This is a genomic window from Paenibacillus profundus (genome assembly GCF_021369635.1).
Classification (GTDB): domain Bacteria; phylum Bacillota; class Bacilli; order Paenibacillales; family Paenibacillaceae; genus Paenibacillus_B; species Paenibacillus_B profundus.
In genome coordinates this window covers 60,442-79,687 of sequence record NZ_JAJNBZ010000011.1, presented here as the reverse complement: position 1 = coordinate 79,687, position 19,246 = coordinate 60,442, and the positions used below count along the sequence as shown (strand labels likewise).

Here is a 19,246-nt window from a genome sequence, read left to right as displayed (position 1 = left end):
CAATCAAGTGGGAATCTCAATGTGCTTATTGCAAATATATGTTTATTCTAACATATGAAATGGTAGACTTTCTATTATTAAGAAGGTCAAACAATGAATTTCTGTGCTCTGCTAGATAACTGACCGTGGCCGGGTCCATGTATGGGGGAGCAATCAGGAGCCAACTGATTAGTTGTGCCGAAATAACGCTGAGAGTAATTTACGGCTCCGCTCGAGAAACGAAATGTTTTCAGATAGGGAGTGTTCCTTTAGCCGATTGTTTCGAATGTGCTAAACGGGTAATGGAGGTAATGGAGGTAATGGAGGTAATGGACGTAATGGACGGTGGAAAACGCGAGGTGTTCTGCTTTTTTTTAAATATGGTTTATGATATAGGTGAGTATAGTTGAGTGACATATCTTGCCCCTCCGGTATACAACTAGCTAGCTCCTTTTTCATTGGAATTCGTACAATGGATTCATGGTTGGGGAACGAAGATGAGACCTTTCATTGGAAATTGTACAGCGGAATCACTCTTAAAGCGGCTGCGAGGCATGGAAAGGCTTGATTTGATTGGACGTTTTCCAGCAGAACGATAAAAAACGCTTTGTATACGAGATTCTATTGGATCTTTTCCAATGCAATGTTAGCGTGGACCGTAATGACAGCGCGAACTGCGTAGATTGCAAGAACTGCAGTGCATCGTGGACCACTGCTGACTACAACATTTGCAGAGACTGCAACGACCACAACGATTGGAAAACTGCAACGACCACAACGTAGAGATTGCATCGACTGCAAAGACTGCAAAGACTGCAAAGACTGCAAAGACTGCATGGAGTGAATGGGCATTAGGCAAAGAGGGGAACTCCAAAAAGGAACATTATGAAGTGTGGAAAAAGAAATCCTGAACAGGAGAGGGATGGACATGGGAATACGTTGGCGTGAAACACATGATATACAGTCGGACAACTCCGATTATAAAAGAGATTGCAGGCTGTCGACATTGCTCGAGTGGATGCAGCGGGCAGCTGATGCCCAGATTGCGTCGTTCGGCGTATCGCTCGATGAACTGATTGGCCAAGGGATGGCATGGATGCTAGTGACGGTGGATGTCGAGCTGCAACGGTTGCCCCGTTATGGAGAGACGATTGAAATCGAAACATGGAGTAAAGGGGCCAAGGGCGTACAGTGGCAGCGCGATTACCAAATCTACGGACCCGATCGTGAGCTGCTTGCAGAGGCAAGAACGGTATGGGTGCTGGTCGATTTGAATAAGCGCCGGATTCTCCGCGCATCGGCCTTCCCTTACGAAATTCCGGTCAATGCCGAGGATTCGGTCGGCGAGGCGCCGCACAAAGCGGACATTCCAGCAGACACTGTGCTGGAGCATGCTTATGACTTGAAGGTGCGGCTGAGCAGCATCGATATGAACGGCCACTTGAACAATGCGCGCTTTGCCGATATTTGCTTGGACGCCCTGACGCAGAAGCAGTTGGAGCGAGGTATCGCGCGCTTTCATATTACTTATCACCAGGAGGTCGCACCGGGTGACGAAATGACCGTGCTGCGTTCCGATGGGGACGGAGCCAGCTATTTCATCTGCGGAACGTCCGCCGAGGGCAGCCGCTTCTTCGATGCCTGTGTCGTTCTCCGTTAGTTAAGGCTTATCATACGGTCGTCTGGTTGGTTGTTTTGTGAAATATATATTAAGAAAACTATTGTTCTAAAAGACCAGCTTATGGTAATCTGTTCTATGTTTGCACTGAAATATAGCGACCATTGATAGAGAGACTGTGCTCTCGTATAGAGCCGCTGAAGATGGAGCAACGACAACCACACCACTACATACTTGGGAGAAGAGAGAAAATGAAGAGAATAACCATTGCGGCGTTGGGGATTACACTAATTGCGGGGGCATTGCTGCAGAGCGGGCAGGCTGAAGCGGGAGCAAGAAGCTACGGGTATATGGATATGAAGTCGAATCGCACATTCGTGCCGATTCGTTACCTGAGCGAGCAATTGAAGTATGATGTGAATTGGGATCCGAAGACGAAGGGGATTGAGATAAGCAAAGGCGAAGATAAGGTATCTTTTACGCTCGGGCAGAAGAAAGCCAAGGTCAATGACACCGTGAAGGAAATGGATGCAGTGCCGTTCAAGGAAGGCGGAACGACTTATGTGCCAATCCGATTCGTCAGTGAAGCTATGAAGCTTCAGCTCGAATGGGACAAGGCAGGATCAGCCCTTGTGTTCCAGAACGGACAGGATGCACATAAGCTTCCGGTCATTTCGACAACACGGAAGATTTCCGCGAGTACTCCGATTAAGCAGAAGCATCAATCCTTTAATATTGGCTCCAAACGTCTTTCCGCCACGATTGTGGAAATAGACCTGCTTCACCCTAATATTCGGCTCGGCGTCGGCATTGCCAAGGGCAAGACCGGAGCGGTCGACAGCCTAAAGCATATGGCGACTGTCAACGGTGCGAAGGTAGCGATAAACGGCACGTTCTTCGATGCATATACGAAGTCAAGTGTGAAAGTTCCATACGGATATATCGTGAACAATGGCAAGATGGTGCATCAGAGCTCCGGAGATAAGCGGGCCGCGATCATCTTCACGAAGGACAATCAAGTGGAGATTATTTCTGGAGAGGAGTTCCCGGAGCGCTTCGAAGAGGGCGGCGTATACGGGGGGCTGCAAGCAGGCCCGCGCTTGGTGACGAATGGAAAAGTGACGGTCAATCCCGTCAAGGAAGGCTTCAAGGATCCGAAGATTGTGACCAGCGGCGGAGCCCGCAGCGCGGTCGGGATTACGAAGGACCACAAGCTCATTCTAATGACAACGTCCAGCGCTACGATTCCCCAGTTGGCCAACGCCATGAAGCAAGCCGGGGCTTATCAAGCGATGAATTTGGATGGCGGCGCATCCAGCGGGCTGTACTACAACGGCAAATACTTGACGTCGCCGGGCAGAGAGATCAGCAACGCGCTGCTCGTATATAGAGGAAAATAAAAGAGAATATCATGAGGTCGGTCTGGGTTACTCAGGCCGGCCTTTTCTCATATTTCGGCAGGAAAAGTAACCAGTGACTTTCTCTCCAGCATACAATTCTAAGTTTTCACGGGTACGATTCTGGGATAACTCTGTTGCCTGAGGGGGAGCCGCGGGAAAATAAAGATGTAAATGTTGCTGAAGAGTGATGCTAAGCCGTTGGAACGTACAACTATTTTAATCTAGCGGGACATAGATATCGGCGGATATCGGCGCACACTGGTAAATATGCTGTTAAACTGAACAATGATAAAACCTTTTTTTACTAATTAATTTTACTTAAGTAAAAAATGTTTACCATGTACAAAACTTTTTCGTTGAGATACAATGGGCATGAATAACAAATTAAGATGCTTAGTGATTGAATGAAAAGGAGATGAACGAAATGGGACAATTCACACTCCCGGAACTGCCATATGCTTACGATGAACTGGAACCTTACCTCGATGCGAGAACGCTGGAAATACATCACGGAAAACATCATGCCGCCTATATCGCCACTTTGAATCAAGCTTTGGATGGACAGTCTCAATATAAGAATGCTTCCGTCGAGGAACTGCTCTCGAACTTGAACGATGTGTCGGATGACATTCGCACAACGGTGCGGAATCATGGGGGCGGACACTATGGTCACAGCCTGTTCTGGTCGGTCATGAGTCCCAATGGAGGCGGCAACCCGTTTGGTGATATCAGCAAGGGAATCGAGAAGCATTTCGGAAGCTTCGAGCAATTCAAGGACGATTTGAGCAAGGCTGCCGTCAGCAGATTCGGTTCGGGCTGGGGCTGGCTCGTCGTGAACGGAGACAAGCTGGAGGTGATGAGCACGTCGAATCAGGATACACCATTTATGGAGAACAAGACTCCGATTCTGGTTGTCGACGTGTGGGAGCATGCCTATTATTTGCAGTATCAGAACAAACGTCCTGACTTTGTCTCGGCTTGGTGGAATGTGGTAAATTGGGAGGAAGTCAACCGCCGCTATCAGGAAGCGCTTGACTCCTAACTAGAGCGGATCTTCGATGGATTCAAGTCTAATCCTATTGCCGGGATTATCCGGCAGGAAGGGGTGTTATATGATGATTGCTCATGAAGCCCGCCTTCTGAAACAATCAACGCGCAGAGACATCCTGATGATACTGAAGCAGCAAGGGCCGATCAGTGTTCAGCAGATGGCGGAGCAGCTGCACATTACGGGCATGGCTGTCCGCAGGCATCTATACGATCTGCAGAAGGGCGGCTATGTCCACATTCAATTGGTCCGTCAAAGCGTGGGCAGGCCGAATTATGAATACAGCTTGTCGGACAAAGCGAATTCGCTGTTCGTGAACAAGTACGACGCGCTCGCGATGGACATGATTGAAGAAATGCAGGCAATGGCTGGCAATGCATTCGTGGAGCAGTTGTTCGAACGGCGCAAGCTGAAGCTAGAGGAGAAATATGAGCGCATGCTGAAGGGCTTGAAGCTCGAACAACGGGTGCAGGCGCTAGCGGATATTCAAGACAAGGAAGGCTACATGGTCAAATGGGGAAGAAACGTGAACGGATCGTTCTGGCTGGAAGAGGCCAACTGTCCGATATCACATGTCGCGGCCAAGTATTCCCCTCCTTGCCAGTGCGAGTTAGCGTTGTTTGCGGATCTGCTCGAAGCCGACGTGGAGCGTACGGAGTGCATGGCTCAGGGGAGCAGAAAGTGTATGTACCGTATTACAGAGAAGCACGCTTGCACGTCTCTTGCGAAGCAGGCAGACGGGGAAGAGGACGGATGACAGCTAACTACGGCTTCCGGTCCGCGGTGACGATTCATGTATAACGGAAAGGAGCATGGCGGCGTGGAAGGAGCCCTATTTGCTAATTTGGACGATACGAACCACATTACCGTTGCCGATCCCTATTTAATCGATATTGTCCAATCCCTGATGAATCTGACAGAGGCTTGGAAGGACAAGGTGAAGGGCGGCAGCATCAAGCTGCAGTTTGCCGTTCAGATTGGCTCTAAGCTGGATGCGGACCGACAGGAACGGCTAATGGAGTTCGTTCAAGAGACACCAGTGCCGGAGAAGGATATGGGTAAAGTGCTGCATGCCTACGCGATGGAAATGCCGGAATGGTCGATTCGGCACATCCTGCGCATTTACAGGCTGGCAGAGCGCACGAAGGCCGCGCTTATTATGTTTAACGATCTAATGGAGCGGCTGGAGCAAGTGATTCGACAATTTGAATTCGATTTTTGGGACGGCAATCTTCCACGGGAGGAAGACCGGTTGGAGAGCGTCTTGGAAGACGTGCATCACAAGCTGACCGCATTGGCAGAGCATGCGCCTCGGCGGGAGAAGAAGGCATACAATTACAACGGATCCTACGGCGACAGCTCCTCTAATTCGTGGGAACATCAAGAAGAACGAGGGGGCGTTTCTTTTCACGCTTTGATTGGTGTTCCTGATGAAGCGGATGCCAAGCAGGTTCGGAAGCAGTCTAAGAAGCTATTGAAGCTGCTGCATCCTGATCATGGAGGAAGCGCCTACCTGTTCGATTGGGTGAAGAAAGCATATGATGTCTACAACGGCAACGGTCACAAAGAGTAGTGGAAGCAATGCGGCGGAACCCTGACGGCAGCCGGGCGGATATTGATGACCCGACTGCCGTTGCCGCTTCATTCCAAGACCGGCATTGACCATACAGATTTCTTTAATCCACCTTGGCGCCATGAGCGCGCGCAAAAGCGACGGCCTGTCCCATATCGATGCGCACGCCCTTGAGCTCCAACGCTTTCCAATCAATACCGTCCAGCTTAGCTCCCCTCAAGTCCGCTCCATTCCACGATACTTTGGATAGAATCGCATGGGTCAAATCGGCATCTCTCAAATCGGCTTTCACTAAATTGCAGTTGGATAGATCTGCTTCGACCAACCGGACATGGCGCAAATTTTGCTTCATCAGATTCGCATGGCGCATGTTCGTATACGACCAATCCCCGCCCACAATCGTCATTCCGTCCCAATTCGCATTCGAGAAATCAGTTCCGACCATTTTGCACTCTTCGAACTTGGCGGAGAACAAATTAACAGAGGTAAATCGGCAGTTCGTAAAGGCGCTGCGCGTATGCACCGATCCGTTTAAGGCGGCCCCTGAGAAATCACAATCAACGAATTGACAGCTCGTCGTCCACGCTTCCTCCAGCCGGGCTGAGCGAAAACGGCAGCGCGTAAAGATGCAGTTGCGCAATTCGCCGTCTCTCAAGTCGGCCTGGTTGAAGTCAATTTCCTCATATTGCTGATCCGAATACTGGTACAATGAGTCAACCTCCTCTATGTATATTCCATAGTAGCAAGTGTTCCTCTCTAATAGCAATGCAAGCTTGAAAAGGTAAAAGTAGGCTAGCGGCAGAGATAAGCCCACTTGTGATATAGTAGGATAACATCATGTTACACCACACTATTGGTAGAAAGAGGGATTATTTTGTTACGCTTTAATAAGAAAGTACATACTATTCTTGCAGCTATTCTGCTGCTAGCATTCTGTATGCCTGCATCAGCGCAGCCGTCCTCCGTTCATCCGAATAACAATCAATGGTCTAGACATTCGGATTACTCATCACCCGTCAACAAACCGAAAATTTCATGGACGGTTCCCATTGATGATAACATAACGAACATGGTCATTGACTCCAAAGGAACGATATATACGGTATCTTCCAGTCACTCCAAAAGCCGATTGACTGCGGTATCTTCCCAAGGAAAGATTCAATGGAAAGCAGAACTGGAGTCAAAAGGCCGGGACGTAGTTCTGTTCCGTGATAACATGCTCATCGTGAGCGGCTCCAGTAATGAAGATGGTGTCTCCTCCACCTTGTCGGCATATTCGACGGAAGGGCAGCTGATGTGGCACAGCACATTTCCGGGAGTGGATAACTTCGGACAGGGCAGCATCGGCGTAGACGACGATGGTATGTTTGTCATGTCCGGCTTGGAAGCGAATGAGGACGGGAATCAGGACATCGCGATCATCGCTGTGAACACATTAGGCGGGACGTTATGGACCCAAAAGCACCAGCTCAAGTCTCCGCACACGACGGCTTCATCGCCTACCGTCGTTAAGGACGGCATTTATCTAACCGTATCCAAAGGCAAATCGGAGCAGATTAGCAAGGGCGCTTCCACAATCCAATATGATGATGGGCGCTTACTCAGGCTGGATAAGCAGGGCAACGTCGTCTGGTCCAGATTTTATCATGGTTACCATCTCGCTTCGCCGGTGTACACCCAGAATACGTTGTATGTCCCGGCGGGCAAGCATCTGTATCTATATGATCTGAACGGCAAGCGCAAGCAAAAGATCGAAATAGAAGGCGCCCTTAATAATTGGATCGGGCCGTCCATCGGCAAGAACGGCAACATCTATTACGGGCAACGAATGATGGAGCCCTCCGGAAAAATGCTGTGGTCCTTCACTCCGTTCGATATCCCGTCCAGCAACGAGTATCCGACGAATACGGTGGCGATTGATAACAAATCCAATGTGCTTTACGGTTATGACAGCTTGAAGGGCAAGGGTGGCGGCATCATATCGGCTAATTCCGTGACGAAAAAGGTCAATTGGAAGCTTCCGTTGTACCAATCGTTGTCTTCCCCTCCGGTCATCGGCAAGGATGGCACTATTTATATTGGCGGAAGCAAGCTGTTCGCTATTAAAGCGGCCAAGTAGCCGGTCTGTCCGGCAGTGATCGTGCAATTGAGCGGTTGTTGCCGTGAGGGAGCTGGGAGACATCTAATCAAAAAGACAAGGGGAGAGCCGGATTCCGGATCTTTCCCCTTGCCATCTGTCATTGCTCAACTTCATTGATATTGTGTTTTTTCGCGTTTCTTTGAAATAAATATTCCGATTGCAATCAAACCTATTGTTACGAGTGATAAAATCATAACTTCCTGCGAGTAATTCAAAATACTTAACCCTTCCGTCCATATCCCCCTCATTGCGACCAAGCCGTATATGATTGGATTAAAAATATATACGATCTCCCTTATGAAACCGGGGAACATTTCAGGAGGAAACGTTAAACCCCCTAAAAATATTTGGATGTAAAATATAATGAGGGATATCGATTGATAAGTCGTGCTTTTTTGAATAACCGAAGTAGTAAAAACAACAATGGCAAACTGATATAGGTTAATTAAGAGCACCATAAAAATAACAGAAAGGACGTTTTCGTAAGGAACCGTCACTCCTTTTGTCGCGACACCGAATATGACTAAAAACAAGGTAGCGATGATTTGAAAAATGAGAGTTGCTAAAAAGATACCAAATGAAGTGCTGAATGTATTCAAGCCGAGTAATTTGTACTTCAACAAATTTCCTTGTTCTTTATATAAAATATAATATTGTCCATAGATGACAATGACTGCATTAATGATGATAATGGGTATAAATGCGGGGATTAAGTAATCCACTATGGTTCTTCCTGTATTCGGGACTTCCAATTCTGCCAGCATATTGCTAAATATGAAGAACATGATAACGGGCAATAAAAAGCCAACAATCGTTGTTTTGAAATTTCTTAGAAGCAGGTTGGTTTGGAATTTGGAGAATATATATAATTTACGCATCTTTTATTTCCCCTTTCTCTGTCATCTTATACCCAAGAATCTTCAGAAAAGCATCTTCAAAGGAGAAACGGTTCATATTGATATCGTACCCGCCTTTTTGCGAAATCTCATTAAAAATCTTTGATTCATCTTGTGCATCGTACTCTACGATGTATTTCCCATTCTCATCTATCTGATACGAGAAGGTGAAGTCTTCCTTTTCTTCGGCGGAACTCTTATAACTAAAACTTATTTTCTTCCTGTCTCCAAAGCAATTTTCAATAATCTCATCCACACTTCCGGATACCGACTCTTTTCCTCTTTCTAAAATAATGACTTTATCGGCGAGATATTCGACTTCATCCAAGAAGTGACTCGTCAAAATGAGTGTTATTCCTTTTTCTTTGTTTATGTCTTTCAATAAATTCCATGTTTTCCTTCTTGACATCACATCCAAACCCGTGGTCAGCTCATCGAAGATAATAACTTTGGGCTCATTGATCAACGTCAATAATATGGACAGCTTCTGTTTCTGACCTCCGGACAGCTTATTTACTTCGGACTTGCTATGCTCCTCAAGATCGAAGTGCTGCAACAATTCCTTAATGTTTACTTTGCTATTCAGTATGTCTTTGTATAATTTGCAAATATCCATGACTCTTACGCCTTCTTCAAACACAGACGTTTGCATTTGCAAACTGATATGGTGATACAAATTAGCCCGGTCAAATGAATATGCAATGTCACCTTCATATTGGATTAAATCCATTATGCATTTAATTAGGGTCGTCTTACCTGCGCCATTGTGACCTAGTATCGCATATATTTCCCCCTCATTCACATGTAAATTGATATGATCCAAAGCCAATTTGTCTCCGTATTTTTTACTTACCGATTTAACAGTAATCAATGTTGTTCTCCTCCTTATCCGTGCTCAGTTTACTTCATGCATGTTCCACAAGTCATATCTTTATAGACATTGGTGACTTCCATGTGTAAATGAGGGTGTGCCAATGTGAAATACTTCTTTATAGGTAAGCCAACATCATTATAGAGACCTTTAAACAAATCGTTTTTCAAATAGTAAATCGTATTTACCAAAAGATTGTAAATAAATGTCCGGTAATACGCAGGCCAATAATGAGCACTAGCGGCATCGGGCTCAGTGCGGATTTTCAGGTAGCAATCCACACATGCCGATACCTCGGGAATCAAGATAGGACCTGCTTGCAGTTTATCCAAGGAGTACAATACATAGATATGGTTCCTTTGAAAGGAGATTTCATTTGCGAACTGATCATCCAGCAATATAATTTTCCCGGCATCACAAACTGGTTCAGCATTCAAATCCTGCACCGTTATTCTCTGAATGTTTGTAATTCCCTCCGCATGGAAGAAATCCAGCATGGCATGGTCTGAATTATCGATCCATACGATGTCCGGCGAATCAAAATGATCGATATATGATGTTAGCGATTCTTTCGTTACTCCAGAGTGCAGGGCTGTATGCAGTACCGAGCGTATATTGATGACTTTGTGCAGGCCGCTCCTGTCGTGCACGACTTCAAATGCATGTTTCGTATTTTTGAAAATATTCACAGCAATCTTTTCTTCGATGGTATCCATGCGCTGAGCAATAGGAATGCCATTTTTCAACAGCTTCATGAGCTCAGCCACATTCAAGTTTTGATGGATATCAATAAAAATGTGGTTGTCACTGATCAGATGTGTAAAAGTCAGCCTGTCAGTGAACTCGATATCATAAACCGTTTTGAGTATGAAATACATGCGATTACCCCACTACCATCACATAATGCAAATCGTATTTATCATCCACGACGGATTGGAACACACTTTCTACGAAGCCGCCAATACAAACCGAGTTGAAGTTTTTATGTTCGCAATAGAGCGATATATTTTGCGCGATGTGGCCGATTTCTTGACATAACAAGCGATAAGACAATTCACCGTACTTTTCTTCCAACAGCTGATAATCGCTGGAGAAATACAGTTTTAACGGAAACTTTTTTAATTCTTCGTCTAAAATAACGTTGTTTATACTTTTTGCTTGGTCCAATGCATATTCTTCTAAGGTGTGCATGTAAGGATTATATCGATAGACGTAATCGTGCTGTGAGGTATTCATGGAGATAAATAATGTGCAGGGATATAAAGCTCCTGGTGAAGGGTAACTAAACAGGTTATGGTTATGATCCGTTATTCCGGCACAAAATTGCAATAACTTCGCTATAAATACGATATCAATGGTATTTTTACTCTGAAACCTTCGTGTCCTCCTTTTTCTCAATAATTGTTCAAATTCGCTTTCTGCCGTAAAAGAGGGGAGGGTAATTCCAGGTTTAATTTCCCATGATTTCGTGCTTCTCAAGTTTTTCAAATTGACCGAACTGAATTCTTTCGTACTATTCGAATTTTTGTGATAAAATCTCCTCAATAAACTTCTGTCATTTTCTAAGTCCCATAAATATTCCTTTGCAATGGTAATCCCCTCCATTATACCGGAATGGATCCAGCACTATCGTGATAGATGAAATCCGACATCATGTATTCGAATTCAGGATGGATGCCCAATCGGTTATTGGTCATATGTATATGTGAAGCGATTAATGCAAAATCCCCCTGGTCGTATATATTCTCTTTCAATGTGAGGAAATAGTCATCATATATCGTCTTATGCGAAAAATCATAAGTCGATAAATGGGCCAATCTTTTAGTGAAAACGGGATGATAGAGATGAATGATGTTTGATTCCGCAGTATAGCCCGCCCATATTTCGGAGTAATGCTTGTATGCCTCTGCTGAATAGTCGAATAACTTGAAAGTCAAATATATCAAGTCAAGCCCGACAACAATTCTTTTTCGATAATCCAATGTATTAATGGAACAAGCAAGTTTGCTGCTCTCCATAAAGATGCGCTCAGACCGAGCGATATGCGCTTCCCCGCCATATCTATCATATTCAGGTATATAGGCTATTTCTTGCACTGACCCATGTTCGCACCAATAGGTATGCTCAATATTTTCATTTTGCAGCATGGAATCCTTATAAAAAGAATCGTAGTCAATAAGCGAAATGTCATTTCCGGCGATGAATTCGGTGATGGACTGTTGAAAATGGTCTTTGACGGCCGCATAATCCTCCTCACGATAACAAGTAAAGCGCAATCGAATATGAGGCCCGCCCAGCCAGTATCTTATATAAAAAAAATGTTTCATGTAAGCATTGTTTTTTTGTAAAAAATCATTGAAGGTACTGGACATGTACTTATCCAACGAGTTAAAGTCGTGGATAAATCCATGCAGTGAGTGCCACATACGTTCACAACCTTTAACATTTAGATATCAAAACTAATCTGAGTAACAGGAGAGTTACATAACACCCCGATGTAGTTCACTTCATATTCATCATGTAGTGACAATATGCGTTTTATATAGTGGTCATTATGATTTTTCATGGGTCTGAAGGAATAGCCCGCACTGGAAGCATAGAGGGCCGTTATTTGCATGATTTCTCCACATGTTATAAGCAGATTGCGCAGCCCAGTTTCATAAATGGAAGCTGTCTTGGAATAGCAGATGAACACCACCTTATATGTTTTCAAATCAAAAAATCTATGATCATCAAACATAAGGGTTGAAAAGTCACCTTCAATAATGGAGGTTTCTCCAGTGATGCTGTATAATCTCAAAACATTCTCATTCTCTCTTGCCAAAAAACAGTACTCAACAAAAGGGGAACTCAATATTTTTTCTGATTGCTTCAGTAATTTCATGGCATCTTCGATTTGGAAATGGATGAAGCTTTCGTCCAAGTTGAAATTTCCAACCATTGTATGGGCTGAGTTCCGTCTGACTTTCTCGCTGAGCGGTAAAAATTCAATCTCCTTGTGATCCATATATTTTTTCTCGGAGATGCTTTCATTCGCATACTCTTTTAACAAAGGTTTTACATATGTGGTCGGCGCCAGCTCATCAAATTTTTTTTGCAATCGCACATCAAAACTTATGCCCGCATCGGCCGGCATCTGCTCATCGTCAAGAACAACAGGCGCATCTAACTCCAGCATAAAAGAGATATAATAACTGCTGCGATCAAGCGAGAGTTTATCCATAATCGGTTTGCCATTGATATGCGAATATTGATAATAATCGACGGACAAATGACCCAGAACATGTTTGATATTATATAGCACATGGCCGGCATCCAAGTTGGAAATATACAAACAAAATTCACTATAAAATCGGGACAGGTTCAAAACATCGTTCAAGCCAACAATAAAAACTTTATTCCGAGCCTGCTGCCGACATGCAATATCCCCGCCAATCCATAGCAGCTCATCTTCATATATGCTATATAAATACGCATTCCCGTTATATATGAATACAATATTGCACGAATGCATACTCCTTACGGAGGGAGAATTATTGTGATCTTGATATCTGCTCAATATATCATATCTGCGAATTCTTACTGTATTATTGATGATAGAATCGATAAGCGGGTTGCTTCGCAAAAGAGCGGCTGCATGATGATTCGCCTTCTTTACATATTCCTTTTGAAAAGGCGTCAAAATGGTCAAATAATTTGTTTCCGTGTTTTTATAGCGGTCGCTCGAGTACTTTTTATAATATTCGATTTCCATCTTAATCATCTCATTAGGTCCCAACTTTCATGGAAAAGGATGCGGATGTGGATTAATTTGGTCCGGATCGCCATCCAATTGATTGATTTTGACGCCTTGTTTTATTCTGCTTTTATTCACATTTTGTTGTTCGTAACCAAAACTAATATTTTGCATGGTTGGAACTGATATTTTGACGCAATTAAAACCTAGCCGCTTTAACGGTTCGCTTGTCAAGTTAGCTTGTAAAATTTCATCATGATAAGGCTTCATACAGGCGATAATCTGATGTAACAATTCCCTTTGGGTCGTTGCTTGGCTGTAGAAATCATGTTTGGATATCGATGCGGCGGCATCGATCTTTATAGAGCTATGCAAAGCAAAGGACAGGGCGTATTCCATCTTGGAAGAAGAATATAAAAATAAATGATCCTCTAAAAATTTGACGTTGTTAAAATTCGTAATCATCGCGTCCACATCTTTATTTTTATATCTTCTTTCCCTAAATACCAAAAAAGCCTTTATTGAGGTGGAAGCTTCTATTAAAGCAGATTCTATCGCTTTCAATGGATCAATATTTGCGCCTGCAGCAGTGTAAAATGCCATTTTGTCCGTATTTGTTTTATCTCTTAGTTCGAGCAGAACCCAGTATGTAGGAACCTTGCTTTCCAACGTAATATCATATAGATGCACATCATATCCGATAAAGTCCAGATAAGCTAAAATCAGTTGAATGGCCGTATGATTGACACGTTCTATATTCTCCAGCTTCGTCGGGGTCGAACGTGAAAACCAATAAACCATAAAGGCATCTCGCTCAATAAGTTCAAACAGACCATATATAGAGGCTTCATCAATATTGGAGCCTAATGCGATACCGTTAGAACTGTCCGGAAGATAACGCTTCTCCATATTTTCTTTATAAAAATGATGGTTTGAGAAATAGATGATTTGTTCAGGAGCCAGCATATATCTGTCCTGTGTAAAGGAATAAACATATCTCCACAGAATGGAATCGTCCTGTTCGTACTTGTCAAAGCGAAATTCCGGATTGTTATACTGATTGCTTTCGAAATGGATGTATCTGTCAAGCGATATGAATGATTTGTTTTCTTCCAGCAGGGTGTTCTCGCTCGCACGGCAAGGGGCATAGGTAGAGGGGGCAACTCCTTGATGCCGTTCCAATCCTTCCAGCACTGCCGTGTAATACGCTTGTTTGTATGTGTAATTTCTTCCATATGAATCATAATTGACTTTGCTCAAATATCCGTCCAGCGCAATTAAAGGCATGCTGTCCGTTACGGAACGATAATGATTTTTGAACCAACCCGTTTCCGGGTGGATGAGAGAGGCCGCATTTTGCTTCAGCCCTGTTACGATTTCGTTGAAATGCTTTTCCCGGTAATCAGAACCGATAGGAATGCTTGCAGATTCAATTTTGCATTCTTCTAGCTTTTGAACCGTTTCCGTCTCTCCGCACTGCTCACACTGCGGATATTTCAACATTAGGCTTTTCCTTATTTCCTTCGTAAATAAATTATATGTAAAATAAACATCTGGATGTAGTTCGGAAAATTGATTTTTCAGTTCCGCCACCATACTGTAATCCAGCTTATTAACAGCGATGAAGGAGGTTTCTATCCGCTTCGGGCTTAAGAATTGATTATCAATCATGCGGCTTTTGATGCAATGGATACATCCATGAGCATGACTTTCGCTTGCGATAACGATATAATGCTGGATCCGTTCAATTGTAATTCGTTTCCTTTCCTTGATCATGAATATTCACCAACCATAATTTTTCTGACAAGCAAGTTAGCGTCCTTTAACTCCTCCTCGTATCTCCAAGCTCTTTCCTCATATCTAATATTATACTTTTTAAATAAGCCCAATGATTTTTCTATAAATCGCTGCCTATCATGATGTATGAAGCCAGGCCGATCATATCGCGGCGGCTCTGCTTCGAGTTCAATGGATTCAAGGACATGCAGCATGCCGGAAAAATCAGCTTCCGGATTACATTGCTTAACGACATAATTTATAAAAATTTCGTCTATTTTTTCTTTGATTTCACTTGTTTTGTTGCCATCCGTGTAATAACGGTTCTCGCTTGGCATATATAAATAAACAATGGCTGCAGAAGATAGATGGTGGACTTTTAAAAATACGTTATATTCTATATTCAATCTCTTTCCATAAATAACAGTTAATGATGAAGTATCCAATTTATTTCGATCTAACTCGATAATATGGAAAGGTTCATCAAAATGATTCAATAAATATAAAACCTTGTCATAATAATAATTTTCCGCATCCGTCACGAGCCAATCTTTTGATACCTGTGTATGAAAGTGATGTCTAAGCCCTCTTTTAATAGCTGTGAATGCCGTCAGAGGATAATCCGTTCCCGCATATACATAACCGTACTCGCTTTCCTTATGCTGTATCCCATATGTTGTGAACCCTACCTGAACCAAATCTGAATATGCATCCAGATGTCCTGATATTTTTAAAGGCAATATATTTTTGGCAATGAACGTTTCAAACCCATTGATATCATCCAGCTTGTCCTTGGCTTCATTTATCGTTTGGACATTCAGATGAGGGACTGTATCATAGAGATGGTTTGGCGCAAGATCTTGTTCAAAAAAGCGCCCCTCTTTGTTCAGGGTAAACGTATGTTTCGACAACCCGAATACCGTCTTCGCAATATATATGAATAAGTATAGGGGAGCCGTTTTATATAAAAGACTGTTTTTGTTTATCAAGTCTGGCTTGCCTGTACTTTCGGGAATCAAGACTTCTTTGCTATATTTGAATCCGGACACTGCATGGTCATGAACCGAGACAACAATCGTATTGTTCCTGCCTGCAACTTCCTCCCTGTTCATCGTAATGACCCAGTCATTAACCATTGGGGTATAAGGAAGTTCATGAGAGAGTGAGACACTGATACCGCTTTCCTGCAATAATGAACGCAATCTGGGAAATAGCTTGTTCACGGCGTCATCTATCCATACTGTGATTCGGTTGACTCGATCTATATAATCGGACAGCTTCTTGTCAGGGGGCAAATATTGCGTCAGTATATGAAACCAACCCGAAGAAGCGACTTTGTCTATAGGGATTGAGCCGGGATATAAAAAGATAGAGCCTGCCTCATACAATAATTTCACCATTTTCATGAAATCGCTGTGTTGAATGATGTGTTCTAACGTTTTTAAAGGGATCCCTTCTTTAGAGGCGCTTAATAATTCAATCAAGACTTGATGCGTTGCATCCGTCATTTTAACTTCCAACTCTTTAAAGTGGCTTTTCATAAATGTCTTCTCTTGTTCCCGATACAGCATCGTATTTTGCCTATTAAAGATTTGCAAGCTGTTCTCCAATTCCCTCTCCTTCTTTCTTATATATTTCAATATCATACTCTTTGGCATAATCCCCTTCATTACTTAAGTATTCTTCGATATAGAAGTTATGAAATATTTCCGTTTCGCTTTTGCTTATCATCTCCTTCTCCAATATTCTTAGGGCAATAGGATTGGAGATGTCGATATAAAGCGGCTTGAAATCCCGGAGGTAGGGATCATTCAATAGAAAGTCTCTCTTTGCGATAATAAAAAACTTCTGTTTAAGATTATTTTCAAGGAAGTACATGTTGACTCGGCGGTAATAATGATAATTATTTTCCCCTTCTCTCCGCTTAAGCTCTTCGCTTATACTGCTGAGCTTGATTCGATGCCGGTTCAACACAATATTTCCGTATGTTATTCTAGGCATCACATCCCGTTCCAATAAATCGGAGAACTTAAATAACATGCTTCCTGAAGAAAATAATTGAAGCAGGACGGAAATATATCCAGGCATAGAGGTGGGGACCAGAGAGCCTCTAAAGCATACTTTTACCGTTTGTTTATCCTTGTCAATAAGCCGAAACCTCTTATTTTCTTTTTTTATTTTGATTTTAAAATCTTCAACATGCGTAAGCGGCTTCTCTGCATCCTGCAAAAACCTTTTTGTGCCGATTCCGACGGTGCAGCACTCTTTTTTTAGCTTGATATTTTTTACGTTCCCGTTAAACCCGAAGCTTTCCGTGAACTCATAATAATTTTGGCTGTCATAATAATTTGCGCTGAATGCCGTATACGCATCATCATGCAACAAATACGGAGTGAAGTAGTTCATGAAGCGCGCTTTGAACTTTTCATGCCCATCATAAACAGCGTTGACGATAATGTTGTCTTCGTTGAACTGAACAAAATAACTGCTTGTAATGTCGGCATGCTTAATAATTCTTTCCGGGATTTGCCGGATGTATTTATCGATGAGAGCTTTGATATTGATTGCCTGTTCACAGCTTAGACATAACGATCGGAACTCTTGGATAAAGCTCGTTTTCAAATGATCCAATATTCGGATTTCTTCCGTCTCTATGTCTGGCCGGGTGTAAGTAATATCTTCCCAGTAAGGTATCATTTCCTTCGATACCGCAAAAAGTATCGAAAAGAAATCGCTGTCAATTTCCATTTCTTGTCCGTTCGCGTGTTCATACAGCTTTGTGCCCATTTCGTACTGCAATCGAATACTGGCATCAAAAATGAGAGAAAAGGCCTGCAGCTTTTTAAAATCCATATATGACTGTTCTACATTCTCTGTATGGATGAATTGCACCTTGTCCATGATTCCGTCTTCATAAAATACGGAATTCGCCGGAAACTTAATGCCTGTTTCTTGTTCCAGTTCGAAGAGAAGAGCTGCCAACTCTTGATGAATGATATGTTTGGCTTCGTATTTATTATGTAAGGATATTTTTTTTGATATTTCGGTTAAGTCCGCCAAAAATCGGTTTAATTTTTCGAAATCATCGCCATTCAAGTATTTTTGCGCTGTCTGTTGGATATCAAGCAGCAGTAACTCGCTGCTTCCTTCATTAAAACCAACTGCCGGAATCAGCAATCCGATACTGATATATTTCCTTATAATTTGATACATATTCTCTTCGCTTATTCTATGGTCAAATGCGGCCATAAAATCTTCGAAGCCCAAGTTATTATCCATATCCTTGCTCTCAAATAAGTTCGCCAAATTGGCGGGTATTTTCAATTCGCCCAAGTTTTCTGAAGGCAAATACAACTTGTTATTTTCTGGCAAGTCTTTTCTCGACAAAAAACTGATATAACACGCCCCCTCATCTTGCCGTATTGAATAGGGGGGAAGATAAAAGTCTATCGTTTTTATAAACCGATTGGATTGTATGAAAAAATAAAAAGCCAATCGATATAATAAAGTGTAGTTTAATGATACATGTTTGGTATAGTTCTCATGATGCGCTGTTCTGTCCGCGGGGTTGGCTTGCATCTTTGCCCTTCCTACATTGGTTATCGAAAGAAAAGGGCTCGTTTTCAGCATCGCTCTGCTTATAAATTTATAGAGTGTCGACTCCACTTTGCGGGTTTTGTTCTTGTGCAGGTCTAGAGGAGTATTGATGTAGGCGTTCAGTTTATAATAAATGTCGGGATTAATCATTAATAATCCGCTTAGTATGTCTTCCTTGTCCACAAGCAGTTCAATCATGGACTGCCTGAACGTTTTCAATTGCGCGTTATATCTATTTTCCGCTTCGTGTTCCAGCTGTTCTAATTCCTTGTACTTGCTTGCATATTCGCTGAGCAATAAATAAAGCGGATCGGTCTCGTTGCCGTGAAACTGATCGGTATCCAAGTTAATCTTATGTATTTTATCCTTGCATATATGTCGTTTGATGTCTAAAATTCGTATGTCTTTTTCTGCTTTATAAAAAAGATCCAATTCTTTTACGACTCCATCTTTTAATTCGGCCAGCTCTAATCTGCTGCTTATTATTTGCATGTAAATAGGATTATCCATCGATAAATCAATCGATTTCTTTTCTAAGCTATTCTCCCGTACGAGAATAAGCGGGTTTATATTCAATATTGCCCCTCCCCCCATAAAAAGCATCTATTCGCA

Annotated in this window: 16 protein-coding genes; 6 read left to right on the top strand and 10 right to left on the bottom strand. The window is 42.9% G+C overall.

Going from position 1 to position 19,246, the window contains the following annotated elements:
- The first annotated feature begins 907 nt into the window (after window positions 1-907).
- From LQV63_RS14930 to LQV63_RS14910, 5 genes are all read left to right on the top strand, one after another.
- Window positions 908-1,639: an acyl-[acyl-carrier-protein] thioesterase gene (locus LQV63_RS14930; RefSeq protein WP_233697311.1), complete on the top strand. Its 732-nt coding sequence runs from the start codon at window positions 908-910 to the stop codon at window positions 1,637-1,639.
- Between the two features lie 209 nt (window positions 1,640-1,848).
- Window positions 1,849-2,997, top strand: coding sequence for a phosphodiester glycosidase family protein (locus LQV63_RS14925; RefSeq protein ID WP_233697310.1), 1,149 nt, complete (start codon window positions 1,849-1,851; stop codon window positions 2,995-2,997).
- A 424-nt stretch (window positions 2,998-3,421) separates the two neighbouring features.
- Window positions 3,422-4,039 carry a superoxide dismutase gene (locus LQV63_RS14920; RefSeq protein WP_233697309.1) on the top strand — a complete coding sequence of 206 codons (618 nt, stop codon included), beginning with the start codon at window positions 3,422-3,424 and terminating at the stop codon, window positions 4,037-4,039.
- 70 nt (window positions 4,040-4,109) lie between these two features.
- Window positions 4,110-4,802: a helix-turn-helix transcriptional regulator gene (locus LQV63_RS14915; RefSeq protein ID WP_019422283.1), complete on the top strand. Its 693-nt coding sequence runs from the start codon at window positions 4,110-4,112 to the stop codon at window positions 4,800-4,802.
- 36 nt (window positions 4,803-4,838) lie between these two features.
- Complete coding sequence (locus LQV63_RS14910; protein ID WP_233697308.1) at window positions 4,839-5,618, top strand: molecular chaperone DnaJ; 780 nt, start codon at window positions 4,839-4,841, stop codon at window positions 5,616-5,618.
- Window positions 5,619-5,721: 103 nt separating this feature from the next.
- Here LQV63_RS14910 and LQV63_RS14905 read toward each other — a convergent pair whose 3' ends face one another.
- A complete protein-coding gene (locus tag LQV63_RS14905) occupies window positions 5,722-6,327 on the bottom strand; it encodes a pentapeptide repeat-containing protein (RefSeq protein WP_233697307.1) in 606 nt (201 codons plus the stop codon).
- Window positions 6,328-6,492: 165 nt separating this feature from the next.
- On the opposite strand from LQV63_RS14905, the gene LQV63_RS14900 reads away from it, so the two are divergent.
- The gene (locus LQV63_RS14900; RefSeq protein WP_233697306.1) at window positions 6,493-7,737 is read left to right on the top strand and encodes an outer membrane protein assembly factor BamB family protein; all 1,245 of its coding nucleotides are present in this window, start codon (window positions 6,493-6,495) and stop codon (window positions 7,735-7,737) included.
- Window positions 7,738-7,868: 131 nt separating this feature from the next.
- Here the strand turns inward: LQV63_RS14900 and LQV63_RS14895 are convergent, their stop codons facing one another.
- From LQV63_RS14895 to LQV63_RS14855, 9 genes are all read right to left on the bottom strand, one after another.
- Window positions 7,869-8,636 carry an ABC transporter permease gene (locus LQV63_RS14895; protein WP_233697305.1) on the bottom strand — a complete coding sequence of 256 codons (768 nt, stop codon included), beginning with the start codon at window positions 8,634-8,636 and terminating at the stop codon, window positions 7,869-7,871.
- On the bottom strand, window positions 8,629-9,525 hold the full coding sequence (locus tag LQV63_RS14890) for an ABC transporter ATP-binding protein (protein WP_019422288.1): 897 nt from the start codon (window positions 9,523-9,525) through the stop codon (window positions 8,629-8,631). Before LQV63_RS14890 ends, LQV63_RS14895 begins: the two co-directional genes overlap by 8 nt.
- Window positions 9,526-9,554: 29 nt before the next feature.
- Complete coding sequence (locus LQV63_RS14885) at window positions 9,555-10,280, bottom strand: hypothetical protein (protein ID WP_157259608.1); 726 nt, start codon at window positions 10,278-10,280, stop codon at window positions 9,555-9,557.
- A gap of 127 nt (window positions 10,281-10,407) precedes the next feature.
- Complete coding sequence (locus tag LQV63_RS14880; protein WP_083858883.1) at window positions 10,408-11,130, bottom strand: SagB/ThcOx family dehydrogenase; 723 nt, start codon at window positions 11,128-11,130, stop codon at window positions 10,408-10,410.
- The gene (locus LQV63_RS14875) at window positions 11,130-11,951 is read right to left on the bottom strand and encodes a lantibiotic dehydratase C-terminal domain-containing protein (protein WP_019422291.1); all 822 of its coding nucleotides are present in this window, start codon (window positions 11,949-11,951) and stop codon (window positions 11,130-11,132) included. Before LQV63_RS14875 ends, LQV63_RS14880 begins: the two co-directional genes overlap by 1 nt.
- Before the next feature lie 20 nt (window positions 11,952-11,971).
- On the bottom strand, window positions 11,972-13,279 hold the full coding sequence (locus tag LQV63_RS14870) for a hypothetical protein (RefSeq protein WP_233697303.1): 1,308 nt from the start codon (window positions 13,277-13,279) through the stop codon (window positions 11,972-11,974).
- 27 nt (window positions 13,280-13,306) lie between these two features.
- Entirely contained in the window at window positions 13,307-15,037 is a 1,731-nt protein-coding gene (locus LQV63_RS14865; RefSeq protein WP_233697302.1) for a YcaO-like family protein, read from the bottom strand.
- Window positions 15,034-16,647 (bottom strand): hypothetical protein, encoded by a 1,614-nt coding sequence (locus LQV63_RS14860; RefSeq protein ID WP_233697301.1) that lies wholly within the window; start codon window positions 16,645-16,647, stop codon window positions 15,034-15,036. The genes LQV63_RS14865 and LQV63_RS14860 overlap by 4 nt, the downstream gene beginning before the upstream one ends.
- Window positions 16,622-19,210, bottom strand: coding sequence for a hypothetical protein (locus LQV63_RS14855; protein ID WP_019422295.1), 2,589 nt, complete (start codon window positions 19,208-19,210; stop codon window positions 16,622-16,624). The genes LQV63_RS14860 and LQV63_RS14855 overlap by 26 nt, the downstream gene beginning before the upstream one ends.
- Window positions 19,211-19,246 lie beyond the last annotated feature (36 nt).

Excerpts from the sequence above, each read along its gene's own strand:
- LQV63_RS14865 (WP_233697302.1), bottom strand. The coding sequence starts at position 15,037 with ATGATCAAGGAAAGGAAACGAATTACAATTGAACGGATCCAGCATTAT.
- LQV63_RS14895 (WP_233697305.1), bottom strand. The coding sequence starts at position 8,636 with ATGCGTAAATTATATATATTCTCCAAATTCCAAACCAACCTGCTTCTA.
- LQV63_RS14910 (WP_233697308.1), top strand. The coding sequence starts at position 4,839 with ATGTATAACGGAAAGGAGCATGGCGGCGTGGAAGGAGCCCTATTTGCT.
- LQV63_RS14880 (WP_083858883.1), bottom strand. The coding sequence starts at position 11,130 with ATGGAGGGGATTACCATTGCAAAGGAATATTTATGGGACTTAGAAAAT.
- LQV63_RS14885 (WP_157259608.1), bottom strand. The coding sequence starts at position 10,280 with ATGAAGCTGTTGAAAAATGGCATTCCTATTGCTCAGCGCATGGATACC.
- LQV63_RS14920 (WP_233697309.1), top strand. The coding sequence starts at position 3,422 with ATGGGACAATTCACACTCCCGGAACTGCCATATGCTTACGATGAACTG.
- LQV63_RS14915 (WP_019422283.1), top strand. The coding sequence starts at position 4,110 with ATGATGATTGCTCATGAAGCCCGCCTTCTGAAACAATCAACGCGCAGA.
- LQV63_RS14930 (WP_233697311.1), top strand. The coding sequence starts at position 908 with ATGGGAATACGTTGGCGTGAAACACATGATATACAGTCGGACAACTCC.
- LQV63_RS14870 (WP_233697303.1), bottom strand. The coding sequence starts at position 13,279 with ATGGAAATCGAATATTATAAAAAGTACTCGAGCGACCGCTATAAAAAC.
- LQV63_RS14925 (WP_233697310.1), top strand. The coding sequence starts at position 1,849 with ATGAAGAGAATAACCATTGCGGCGTTGGGGATTACACTAATTGCGGGG.
- LQV63_RS14875 (WP_019422291.1), bottom strand. The coding sequence starts at position 11,951 with ATGTGGCACTCACTGCATGGATTTATCCACGACTTTAACTCGTTGGAT.